The following is an 11,511-nucleotide window of genomic DNA, read 5'->3' as shown; positions in this document are numbered from 1 at the left end:
CCTTGCGACGCCAGCGGCGCCGGGTAGCGAGTGTCGTCATGCGGCGATATCCCGTTGCTCGACGCTTTCGTAAGCGGGCACGCACATCGGCGCGCCCGTTTGCGGATGCGTGACGCGCAGCATGCGCACGCCGAAGGTCTCCTGCAAGTGACGCGGATCGATCATCGCCTCGGGCGAGCCTTGCGCGACGATGCGTCCCGCGCGCATCAACACGATCTCGTCGGAGAACGCCGCCGCTTGGTTCAGGTCGTGCAGCACCCACACGATGGTGAGTCCGCGCTCGCGATTGAGCCGTCGCAATTCCTGCAGGATGTCGAGTTGGTGATGGATGTCGAGGTACGTCGTCGGTTCGTCGAGCAGGACGAGGGGCGCTTCCTGCGCGAGCGCCATGCCGATCCACGCGCGCTGCCGCTCGCCGCCCGAGAGCGCGGCGACATCGCGCGCGGCGTCGTCGACGAGGCCGCTTGCGTCGAGCGCCGCATCGATCGCCGCGTGATCCGCGCGCGTGAGGCCGCGCATCCAGCCGCCGTGCGCATAGCGTCCATACGCGACGAGCTCGCGCACGGTGAGTCCCGCCGGAATCTGGTTGAACTGCGCGAGCATCGTGAGCGTGCGGGCAAGTTCGCGGCGGCGCATCGACGCGATCGGTTTGCCGTTCACTTCGATTTCGCCCGCGCGCGCGGGCTGCAATCCGGCGAGCGTGCGCAGGAGCGTGCTCTTGCCGCAGCCGTTCGGCCCGCACAACGCGGTGACGCGGCCCGCGGCGATATCGATGTCGAGGTTCTCCAACACAACGTCGTCGCGATAGCCGACCGTCAATGAACGCGCGCGAAGCGCCGTACGAAGTGTCATCGCGCCTCGCGGTAGCTCTGCGCCATCGCGACGACGACCTTGCGCGGTCCTTCGAACGGATCGCGCGCGTGCGCGGTCAGCATGTTGTCGAGCATCAGCACGTCGCCCGTGAGCCACGGGAACGTGATGCGCTCGTCGTCCAGCACGGCGCGGATCTCGGCGAGCGCGTCGGCTTCGAGCGGCGCGCCGTCGCCGTAGAAGACGTTGCGCGGCACGTTGTCCAGGCCGACGGCATCGACGAGGGCTTCCTGCATGTCTTCGTCGAGCGTCGACAGATGGAAGAGATTCGCCTGATTGAACCAGACCATGTCGCCTGTTCGCGGATGGCGCGCGACCGCCTGACAGCGCTCCTCCGTGCGAAGCAGCCGCTCGCCGTCCTCGCTGTCGCGCCATGCGCATGAGATGCCGCGCGCGGCGCAAATCCGCTCGACTTCGCGCGGATCTTCCGTGCCGAATGCGTTCTGCCACGGCAAGTCGAGCCCTTGCCCGAAGTTGCGCACGTACAGCAGTTCGCGCTTTGCAAAGCGTTCGACGAGCGACGCGGACAGCGCGCGATACACCGCCCGGCTGTCCGCGATCGGCGTTGCGCCGCCCGAGCGTGCGGCGAGCGCGCAGTGGAACCAGATGCGCATCGGCCATTCGCGCGTGTACGACTGCTCGTTGTGCAGCGGAATCGAGCGATGCGGCGGATATTCCGTCGACGTGTACACCGCGCCTTCGACCTGGCTGCGCGGCGTCGATGCGAACTCGTAGCCGATCAGCGGATCGCCGAACGACGCGGCGAAGCGCTGGAACGCCTCGATCGACTCGACGCGAAAGCCGGTGAAGCGCACGCCGCCCGCGCGTTCGAGCGACTCGGCGACGATGCTATGCAGCAGCGGCGCGGCGTCGGCGAGCGTCATGCCGGCGCCCGCACGTGGCGATACGACGACCGGCAGGCCCGGCTCGATGCGCAGATCGGCCAATGCGGGCGCGGTCACGGATAGTTCGGTCATGCTGAATCCTCGCAGCGTGCTGATCAGTTCAGGCGCGACTTCGCCTGCGCGTTCAATGCGTCCATGTGACGGCGCAGGCTCGCGGGACGCATGTCGGTCCATGTGTTCTCGATATACGCGAGGCAATCGGCCTTCGCGCCGCGCTTGCCGGCTTCGCGCCAGCCCGCGGGCACTTCGCGGAAAGTCGGCCAGATCGAGTACTGCTCTTCGTCGTTGATGACGACCGTGTAGACGAGATCGTCCGCTGCGTGGTTCTGGTTCTGGTTCTGCTGTTGCGTCATGGTGATGTGTCTCTCCGGTGCGGATTGGGCCTTTATCGATTAGACGTTCGACGCGCGCGCTTTTTTACCGCCGGCGCGCCCGCCCGCCGACGAACGCGGGACATGCGACATTGCGATCGCGCGCTTCGAGACAATCGGCGCAATGCTGTTGCGCGTCGCGCACCATGAAATGCACGAGCGTCTGCGAAACATTCAGCGCGCGCGCCGTGCTCTGCAGCGTCTCTTCGCCTAAGCGAACCATTTCGAACGCGGTGCGGCTGCGGTCGGGCAACTGCGCGAGCGCATCGCAGACACGGCGCAGCGTGTCGCGCGCCTGCACGCGCGCTTCGGGCGTGAGTTCCTGCGAGGGCACGTCGAGGCCGTCCTCCTCGTCCGCGCGATAGATGTTTTCGAGGCTTTGCCGCCGGCACGCGTCGATCGACGCATTGCGCACCATGCGGGCGATGTAGCCCATCGGCTGACGCACCGCGTCCTGTTGCGGCAAGTCGATGAGATGCACGAAGACGTCGTGCACCACGTCCTCGGCGCGGCTCGCGCATCCGACGACACCGCGCGCCATGTTCACGAGCATCTGCCGATTGGCGACGGCGATATCGAGCAGGCTCGGCCCCGCCGATGACCGCTCAGGCACCGGCTCGGCCCAATGTGTATCGAGAGACAGATTCGAAGGCGGCGGCGAGGTCGAAGAACGCATCGACGATGCCGGCTGGACGCGCATGTAAGCCATAGATCGTGCTCCACTTCCGTAGGACTCGGAAAGTTAGCGTAAACGCGAATCATTCTCAACGTAGTCCCTGCGCGTCAGCAGGTTGTAAGTTCACGCCCTATTTCGGCGCAGTCCCTGAGCGGATGCGGGAGCCCGCGATGCGGACAAAATGTCAAGATCGCCCGCCGAATGAATAATTTTTATCGTGCCTCCAGTCCCGATTGCCGCTTTCCAGCAGCGGCAGCGCGCCTAAAGTTTCGATGCGAACGACCGTAATCCGATATGTGGTCTGGCTTTCCCGCGAGGGTTCAGCCATCGCCGGACCGCCGCCGGAATCCAACATGGACCAACAAACTGAGGTGTTCACCCTGCCTCGCGGACGCGCGGCGACGTGGTTGCTGCACGCGGGAGCCGATATCCCCCGCGCGATCCGCGTCGCCCTCGTCGGAAGCCTGTTCGGGACGCTGCCGATTTTCGCGGGCGGCGTGTTGAACACGGTCGCCGTCGCGTGGGTGCTGGATCGCCGGCATCCGACGAACGCTTTCCACATCTGGCTCGCGCTCGAAATCGCCGTGTGCTTCGTGCGGCTGTGCGTGCTCGTCATCGCGCGGCGTCGCGCACGCGCGCGCAAATCGACGCTGACCGACACCTACGTGCTGCTTGCGCCGCTCTGGGGCGCGACGGTCGGCTACGGCGCCCTCGTCTCCGTGCTATCGGGCGACTGGATCGCCGCGACGCTCTCGTTTCTGTCCGCGGCCGCGATGGTCGGCGGCATCTGCTTCCGCAATTTCGGCGCGCCGCGTCTCGTCGCGGTGATGATCTTTCTGTCGCTCGGGCCGTGCTGCATCGGCGCGTTACTGGCGGGCGAGCCGACGCTCTGGCTCACGTTGCTGCAAATTCCGTTTTATCTCTTCGCGATGAGCGCCGCGGCCTGGCGTCTGAACGGCATGCTCGTCTCGACGATGAAGGCCGAGCAGGAAAACGACCGCCGCGCGCGCCATGACGAACTGACCGGCCTTCTGAATCGCGCGGGGCTCTTTCAGGCGGTGCGCTCGCGCCAATCCGGCCGTGCGCGTGACAGCGCGGGCACCGCTCTGCTCTATCTCGATCTCGACGGCTTCAAGGCCGTCAACGATGCGCACGGGCACGAAGTCGGCGACACGCTGCTCGCGCTCGCCGCGCGGCGCTTGCGGCATCTGTCGGGAGAAGGATCGCTGGTCGCGCGGCTCGGCGGCGACGAGTTCGTGATCGTCACGCCGCCGCACGCCGATCCGCTCGCGCTGCCCGATGTCATCGTGCGCGAACTGTCGAAGCCCTTTCTCACCGATGGCGGCGTCACGCTCGCAATCGGCGTGAGCATCGGCATTGCGATGTTCGACCATCATCACGACGAGCTCGACGGCGTGCTGCGCGACGCCGACAACGCGCTCTACGAAGCGAAACGCGCGGGCAAGAGCCGCTGGGTTGCGGCGGGCGTGCGCGAAGCGATCGGGCTGGTCGCCTGATGCGTCACCGCTTCTCCACGTCCAGCGTCTTCGCATATCCGGTCAGTTCCAGATACCCGCGGCCCTTCCCGCCGTCGCCGGTCAGCGTCACCGCGCCTTCCCAATACAACGCCCCGGTCGAATCGCGCGAGTCGAGCTCCTGATCGTCGATGAGCGGATTCAGCCGCCAGCGCATCGCGCCGACCCGCACGTTCATCGCCACCGGATAAACCGTGTTCGTGCGCGGCGAGCGCCATTGCCGTTCGGGCGTGAACTCGACATCGCCCGGGCCGAAGCGCTGCATCCGCCCGTCGCGATCGCGGAGCGCGGCGTGCGCCCAGACCGCGTGTCCGTCGCGCGCGCGGACCTTGAAGGCCATCAGTGCGGAGCCATCGCCGAGATTGGCGCCTAGCCAGTCCCAGCCGGCCGCATCGGCTGACAACAGCGTGCTCGACCATTCGTGATCGAGCCACGCGCGGCCCGTCACGGCGACGCTCGCATTCGCCTTCCCCGATGCCGATGGCCGCGTAACGTTACCCGCGACCTGTAGTTGCGGCTCGCTGTAGTAGTAGCTCGCCTGTTTCGGCGACGGCCCCTTGCGCGAATAGCCTTGCTCGCCCTGGATCATCGGCGGCTGCGTCGGCGTGAAGGTGAGACGGAGCGCGAAACCGGCGGCATCGGCGATGACGGAATAACGGCCATCCGCCTCGCGCGTCATGCGCCACGCGTCGAGCTTGACGTCGGTGTTGCCTTCTTTCGCATACGCAAGGCCGAAGCCCTGCCGCGCGACGTTCTGATCGTGCACGAGGCGTCCATACGCGGGATCGGACAGCGCCGCGTGCGCGATGATCAGTTGGGACGGATCGAACGCGCTCGCGCCCGGCTTCTGTCCCGTGTTCGAGCGAAAAAACGTGATCTGAAAACCGAGAGGCTGATGATCCGGCGTCTCCAGCCAGCCGGTCGCGTACCACCATTCCGTGCGATACGGCGGATGCGCGCCGGTATCCTTCGGCCACTCGATCGCGTGTCCGGGCGTGACGGGCGCGAACGCCGGTTCGCCCGCGAATGCGGCCAGCGAGGACAACAGCCACGTGAGAAGCAGGACGCGCATCACCAGTCCTCCCGCACCGCGCGCACCGCATCGACGGACACGGCGCGGCGGCCCGACAGCACCGCCGTCGCGCACGACGACGCCAGCATCACGCACGCGATGACCGCGATCATCGCCCACGGAACATGGAGCGACATGCTCCAGTGAAACGACTGCGGATTCACGACGAACACGAGAATCAGGCTGATCGCGAAGCCGAGCACGCAGCCCATCGCGATGCCGAGCAGCGTGAGCCATCCCGCTTCGGATGCCAGCAACGCGAGAATCTGCGTGCGCGTCACGCCGACGTGCCGCAGCATGCCGAATTCGCGCGAGCGCGCGAGCGTCTGCATCGAAAGCGTCGCGCCGACGCCGAACAGACCGATCACGATCGCCACCGCTTCCAGCAGGTACGTCACGGCGAAACTGCGATCGAAGATGGTCAGCGTGCGCCCGCGAATCTCGCCGGGCTCTGAGAACTCGAGCGTATCGCCGAAGGGAAGTTTCCTGATCGCGTCGATGACCTGCGCCGCGCTCGAACCCGCGCGCAACGTGATCGCGACATCGGTCGCGGTCGTGTCGCCGGTGAGACGGCGGTAATCGGCGATACGCATTTGCAGCGCGCCCGTCTGCCGCACGTAGTCGCGCCAGATTCCCGCGACGACGAAGCGCTCGTTCGCGCCGCCGACAGGCAAGCTCACGCGCTCGCCCACGCGATAGCCGTACAGATCGGCCATCGCTTCCGAGGCCCAGACCGGCGTTTCATCGGCGCGCCATGAAGCAGGCGGCAGCACCTCGCCGGTCATCTGCAAGGTCGCGCCGGGATCGGCGGCGTCGAGTTCGCGGGCGATCAATGCCACGGACGGTTTCGCGGCATCGAGCGTGAGTTTCGACGCCCGCGTGAACGCCGCATGCGCGACGCCGTTCGCCGCGGCGAGCTGCATCTGCTGATCGGGCTGCAAGCCGCCCGTGTCGCCAGTCGCCGCCATGCGCACGTAAAGATCCGCCGACAGCAGATGCGCGAGCCAGTCTTCCACCGACACGCGAAAGCTCGTCACCATGATCGCCATCGCGACGATCAGCGTGAAGCTCGACAGCACGCCGCCCATCGCGATCGACGCCTGCCCCGGCGCATTTGCGAGACGCGCGAGCGCGAGCGTCGCGACGGCGCTCTTCGGCTTCATCGCGCGACGAAACACGATCGCCGTGAGACGCGGCATCAGCGCAATGCCGCCGACGAGCAACAGTGCGACGGCGGCATATCCGGCGATCGGCGTATCGAAGACGGGCGGCGCCTGCGTCAGCGCGGCGCCGAGCGCCAGACACGCGAGCGCGGGCCACGGCCTGCCGAGCGGCGCGAGCGCGGCTTCTTCGCTGCCCGCCTTGAGTGCCGGCGCGGGACGCGTGCGCGCCGCTTCGAGCGCGGGAACGAGCGTGCCCGCGAGGGCGACGCCGATGCCGAGCGCGAGAAAAATCGCGCTCGCGACCGGCTCGAACACCACGCGCGGTTCGACGCCCGGGAAATAGCCGCCGCCGAGATCGCTGCCGAAAAAGCGCAGCGCGAGCGCCGCGACCGTGAAGCCGAGCGCGATGCCAAGCACGCCACCCACGACGCCGAGCAGCGCGCCTTCGAGCATGATCTGCCGCACGAGCGTCGCGCGCGTCATGCCGAGCACGCGCAGCATCGCGAACTGCGCGCGGCGGCGCACGACGCCCGCGGCCTGCGTCGAGAACACGAGAAACGCGCCGGTGAAAAGCGCGACGAGCGCGAGCACGTTCATGTTGATGCGATACGCGCGCGACAGCCGGTCGGTGCGGCTTTCGATGTCCTGCGTTTCCGTCACGACGAGCCGCCCGCCGAGTTCGCGTTGCAGCGTCTGCCGGAACGCATCGCGATCGACGCCGCGCGCGAGTTGCAGATCGATGCGCGACAGCTTGCCCGCGAGCGCGAAGTGCGTCTGCACGGCCGCGATGTCCATCACGGCGATGCGCTGACCGGCACGCACGCGCGCGATGCCGCCCGCGACACGCAGCGTCACCGGCGACGTGCCGCTCTGCAACTGGACCTGTCCGCCATCGTGCGCGCCGAGCCATGTCTGTGCGGCCGAAGAAAGGAAGATCGCGTCGCCTGCGAGCACATCGAGAGATGCGTTCGGCGACGGCACGCCGGTCAGGTCCGGCGCGACGCGTTTCGCGCGGAACACGTCGATGCCGAGCACCTTGAGCGGCGCGCTTTTGCCGGGCACGGCGGTGTCGACTTCGAGCACCGGACTCGCGACCGCAACGCCCGCATGCGTCGCGAGTTGCGGATAAATGTTCTCGTCGATGAAAGGCTGCGCGCCGCGCACCTGCAAGTCCGCTTGCCCCGACAGGCTGCGCGCGGCAGCGGAAAACTCGTTGAACGCCGCGCCGTTGATAAGTTGCACGGCATAGCCCAGCCCGACGCCCAGCGCGATGGTCAGCATGGCGACGAGCGCGCGGCCCCGCTGACTGCGCCACTGCGCGCCGAGCAGCCAGCGCGTGAGCGTGTCGAATTGGAGGCGCTTGACCGCGATATCGCTCATCGCGCGAGCGTCGCGGCGTGCAGCGCGCCATCACTCAGAATCACGATGCGATCGGCAAACGCAGCGGCCGCTTCCGAATGCGTGACCATCACCGTCGCGGCGCGCGTCGCCTGGGTTTCGGCGCGCAGCAATGCGAGCACTTCGTGCGCGGTCTGCGGATCGAGATTGCCGGTGGGTTCGTCGGCGAGCAAAAGACGCGGCCGATGCACCAGCGCCCGCGCAATCGCCACACGTTGCAGTTCGCCGCCGGAAAGCTGACGCGGCATGTCGCCGCCGCGTCCGTCGAGGCCGACCGCCGCGAGCATCGCGTGCGCCGGCGCGGGCGGCATGCCGTTCAACAGCAGCGGAACCGCCACGTTCTGATACAGCGTCAAATGCGGCAGGACATGAAACGCCTGGAATACGAAGCCGAGCTTTTGCCGGCGCAGGCGGGTGGCGGCGTCGTCGGAGAGCGTCGAGATCGACGTGCCGTCGATCAGCACGTCGCCGCTGTCGGCGGTATCGAGACCCGCGATCAGATTTAGCAGCGTGGATTTGCCGACGCCCGAATCGCCCATGATCGCGACGAACTCGCCCGCGCCGAGCGCGAAGTCGAGCGCGTCGAGCACGACGCGGCCGCCGCGATAGTTCTTCGTGAGGCGGCGGCATTCGAGGGCCGGAGAAACGTCGGAGTCGGTGGGTCGCATTGCGGATTGGCTGGGGCGATGTCGCGGTTCGAGAATTCGCAAGCATTGTGCCCAACGATCTCGCTTTCGGTCCAAATGAACGCCACGTCACATCGGGTTATCCCTGACGCGCTTCGCATTGACTTAACTTCCTCGCGAAATCAAACTGTGATCACAGATCAAACATCAGGAAGAAAATCCGCGTGGCACCCCGATCATTGACGCAACCCATGCCGCAACTCGAAGTCATCGCGACGGAAACGATGGCGACGAAGGTCTATCAGCAATTGCGCGAAGCGATCATGAGCGGCAGTTTCGCCGCCGGGCAGCCGCTGAGTCTGCGCGGCGTCGCGGAAGCAGTAGGCCTCTCGACGATGCCCGTGCGCGCCGCGCTTACGCGCCTGCGCGCGGAAGGCGCACTGGTCGATGGCCCGTCGCGCGGCCTGATGGTCCCGCCGATGACGCCCGACCTGCTCGAAGAACTGCGCGACGTGCGTATCGCGCTGGAAGGCTGCGTCGCGGAACGCGCGGCGGCCCGCATGGCCAACGAGGACGTCGCCGCCGTGCAGCACATCTTCGATGAAATGGATGCCCACGTCGAAGCCGACGACGCCCGCGCCTATCTGCGCTGCAACTTCGCCTTCCATACGAGCATCTATCGGCACGGCGCAAGCGACATGACGCTCGCGACGATCCAGAACATGTGGATGCGCATCGGTCCGTTCCTGAACATGGTCGCGCCCGACGTGGCGCACATGCGCGTGTCGATGCAGGCGCACCGGCAGATCATCGATGCGTTGTGGAAGCACGACGGCGCCGCCGCGCGCGAAGGTATCGCAAAGGACATTCGCGACGCCGCACGCGATCTCGAAGCGCGTCTGCGTTCGCAGGAATCGCACATGCGGCGTCACGCGCAGAGCTGAACGACGAAGGCGCAACGCGCGCTCCTTCACATATTCATCAGTATTACTAATCGCTATCGCGAGGACGGCGCACGTCCCGCAAAACATAACCACAAAGGAGTCAATCGATGGATTTCATCAAACTGCTCACCCCGCGCGCTGGCTTGCGCGTGCTGATCACGGGCGGCGCGTCGGGCATCGGTCTCGCAATCGCGAAGGCGTTCGTGTCGACGGGCGCACGCGTGCATGTCTGCGATGTCGACCCGAAAGCCATCGACGCGGTGTCGAGCGTTTCGCCGTCGATCACGGGCACGCGTGCGGATGTCGCGAACAAGGAGGACGTGAAGCGCGTCTTCGACGACGTGCGTCGCGAGCTCGGCGGCCTCGACGTGCTGATCAACAACGCGGGCATCGCGGGCCCGACGGGCGGCATCGACGCGATCGATTCCGACGACTGGGAAAAGACCATCGACGTGAATCTGAACAGCCAGTACTACTTCTCGCGCGAGGCCGTGCCGATGCTGCGCGAGGCGACCGATGGCGGCGTGATCGTGTTCATGTCGTCGGTCGCGGGGCGTCTCGGCTATGGCTTTCGCACGCCCTACTCCGCGACGAAGTGGGCCGTGGTCGGCCTCGCGAAGAGTCTCGCCATCGAACTCGGTCCGGACAACATTCGCGTGAATGCGGTGCAGCCGGGCATCGTCAAGGGTCCGCGCATGGAAGGCGTGATCGCCGCGCGCGCGAAACAGCTCGGCATCGCTTACGAGGAGATGGAGAAGCAATATCTCGCGAAGATTTCGCTGCGCCGCATGGTCACGCAAGAGGAAGTCGCCGCGAGCGTGCTCTATCTCAGCTCGCCCGCCGGCAGCGCGATTTCGGGTCAGGCGCTCTCCGTCTGCGGCAACGTCGAAACGCTTTAAGAGGACAACATGGCAACCAAACGCAAGGTCATCATCACGTGCGCACCGACGGGCGCGATCCATACGCCGTCGATGTCGCCGTATCTGCCGGTCACGCCCGACGAAATCGCCGAAGCCGCGCTCGCGGCCGCGAAGGAAGGCGCGGCGATTCTGCATCTGCATGCGCGCGATCCCGAAGACGGCCGCCCGACGCAAGACCCCGCCGTGTTCCAGCGCTTCCTGCCGCGCATCAAGTCGCAAACCGATGCGGTCATCAACCTGACGACGGGCGGCAGTCCGCACATGACGGTCGCGGAACGTCTGAAGCCCGCACATCACTTTCAGCCGGAAGTGGCGTCGCTGAACATGGGCTCGATGAACTTCGGCCTCTATCCGATGCTCGACCGCTTCAAGGATCTCAAGCACGACTGGGAACGCCAGCATCTGGAGAAGAGCCGCGATCTCGTGTTCAAGAACACGTTCGCCGATATCGAATACATCCTGACCTCATGCTCGGCCAATGGAACGCGCTTCGAGTTCGAGTGCTACGACATCTCGCATCTGTATAACCTCGCGCATTTCGTCGATCGCGGGCTCGTGAAGGGACCGTTCTTCGTGCAGAGCGTCTTCGGCTTGCTCGGCGGCATCGGCGGGCATCCGGAGGATCTCGCGCACATGAAGCGCACCGCGGATCGTCTCTTCGGCAACGACTATGTCTGGTCGATTCTCGGCGCGGGCCGCAACCAGATTCCGCTCGGCTCGATCGGCGTCGCGCAAGGGTCGAACGTGCGCGTGGGTCTCGAAGATTCGCTGTGGATCGGACCGGGCCAACTCGCCGAATCGAGCGCGGCGCAGGTGCGCAAGATCCGGCAAGTGATCGAAGGCTTGTCGCTCGATGTCGCGACGCCGGCCGAAGCGCGGCAGATGCTGTCGCTCAAGGGCGGCGACAACGTGAACTTCTAGTTTTGATGCGCACGCGCCGCATGATCGGCGCGTGCTCTTGCCAATAAAAATACAACGCTTACGGAGACACATTCTTGAAACGCCTTCCCGACACCGCATCGCCCGCGCGC

At 66.2% G+C, this 11,511-nt stretch carries 11 protein-coding genes; 4 read left to right on the top strand and 7 right to left on the bottom strand.

Annotated features, from left to right (window positions below; all coding sequences use genetic code 11):
- Positions 1 to 36: 36 nt before the first annotated feature.
- The 4 genes from NCS28_RS25590 to NCS28_RS25575 form a co-directional block, all read right to left on the bottom strand.
- Positions 37 to 852, bottom strand: coding sequence for an ABC transporter ATP-binding protein (locus NCS28_RS25590; RefSeq protein WP_250516568.1), 816 nt, complete (start codon positions 850 to 852; stop codon positions 37 to 39).
- Positions 849 to 1,847: a TauD/TfdA family dioxygenase gene (locus NCS28_RS25585; protein ID WP_250516567.1), complete on the bottom strand. Its 999-nt coding sequence runs from the start codon at positions 1,845 to 1,847 to the stop codon at positions 849 to 851. The genes NCS28_RS25590 and NCS28_RS25585 overlap by 4 nt, the downstream gene beginning before the upstream one ends.
- 23 nt (positions 1,848 to 1,870) lie before the next feature.
- Positions 1,871 to 2,128 (bottom strand): MbtH family protein, encoded by a 258-nt coding sequence (locus tag NCS28_RS25580; RefSeq protein ID WP_250516566.1) that lies wholly within the window; start codon positions 2,126 to 2,128, stop codon positions 1,871 to 1,873.
- A gap of 64 nt (positions 2,129 to 2,192) precedes the next feature.
- Positions 2,193 to 2,822, bottom strand: a complete 630-nt coding sequence (locus NCS28_RS25575; protein WP_502801236.1) for an RNA polymerase factor sigma-70 — start codon at positions 2,820 to 2,822, stop codon at positions 2,193 to 2,195.
- 353 nt (positions 2,823 to 3,175) lie between these two features.
- Between NCS28_RS25575 and NCS28_RS25570 the strand changes: the two genes are divergently transcribed.
- Positions 3,176 to 4,339 (top strand): GGDEF domain-containing protein, encoded by a 1,164-nt coding sequence (locus tag NCS28_RS25570; RefSeq protein WP_250516564.1) that lies wholly within the window; start codon positions 3,176 to 3,178, stop codon positions 4,337 to 4,339.
- A 4-nt stretch (positions 4,340 to 4,343) separates the two neighbouring features.
- On the opposite strand, the gene NCS28_RS25565 is transcribed toward NCS28_RS25570, so the two are convergent.
- From NCS28_RS25565 to NCS28_RS25555, 3 genes are read right to left on the bottom strand one after another with little or no spacing between them, the layout of a single operon-like run.
- Positions 4,344 to 5,429 (bottom strand): lipocalin-like domain-containing protein, encoded by a 1,086-nt coding sequence (locus NCS28_RS25565; protein ID WP_250516563.1) that lies wholly within the window; start codon positions 5,427 to 5,429, stop codon positions 4,344 to 4,346.
- Positions 5,429 to 7,972, bottom strand: coding sequence for an FtsX-like permease family protein (locus tag NCS28_RS25560; protein ID WP_250516562.1), 2,544 nt, complete (start codon positions 7,970 to 7,972; stop codon positions 5,429 to 5,431). The genes NCS28_RS25565 and NCS28_RS25560 overlap by 1 nt, the downstream gene beginning before the upstream one ends.
- Positions 7,969 to 8,658, bottom strand: coding sequence for an ABC transporter ATP-binding protein (locus tag NCS28_RS25555; protein WP_250516561.1), 690 nt, complete (start codon positions 8,656 to 8,658; stop codon positions 7,969 to 7,971). Before NCS28_RS25555 ends, NCS28_RS25560 begins: the two co-directional genes overlap by 4 nt.
- 182 nt (positions 8,659 to 8,840) lie before the next feature.
- On the opposite strand from NCS28_RS25555, the gene NCS28_RS25550 reads away from it, so the two are divergent.
- The 3 genes from NCS28_RS25550 (at position 8,841) to kce (ending at position 11,401) form a co-directional block, all read left to right on the top strand.
- Positions 8,841 to 9,560 carry a GntR family transcriptional regulator gene (locus NCS28_RS25550; protein ID WP_502801234.1) on the top strand — a complete coding sequence of 240 codons (720 nt, stop codon included), beginning with the start codon at positions 8,841 to 8,843 and terminating at the stop codon, positions 9,558 to 9,560.
- A gap of 107 nt (positions 9,561 to 9,667) precedes the next feature.
- Entirely contained in the window at positions 9,668 to 10,459 is a 792-nt protein-coding gene (locus NCS28_RS25545) for an SDR family oxidoreductase (RefSeq protein WP_250516560.1), read from the top strand.
- Between the two features lie 9 nt (positions 10,460 to 10,468).
- On the top strand, positions 10,469 to 11,401 hold the full coding sequence (kce, locus tag NCS28_RS25540) for a 3,5-dioxohexanoate:acetyl-CoA acetone transferase (RefSeq protein ID WP_250516559.1): 933 nt from the start codon (positions 10,469 to 10,471) through the stop codon (positions 11,399 to 11,401).
- Positions 11,402 to 11,511 lie beyond the last annotated feature (110 nt).

The organism is Caballeronia sp. INDeC2 (assembly GCF_023631325.1).
Classification (GTDB): domain Bacteria; phylum Pseudomonadota; class Gammaproteobacteria; order Burkholderiales; family Burkholderiaceae; genus Caballeronia.
This window is presented reverse-complemented; position numbering and strand designations above follow the sequence as displayed.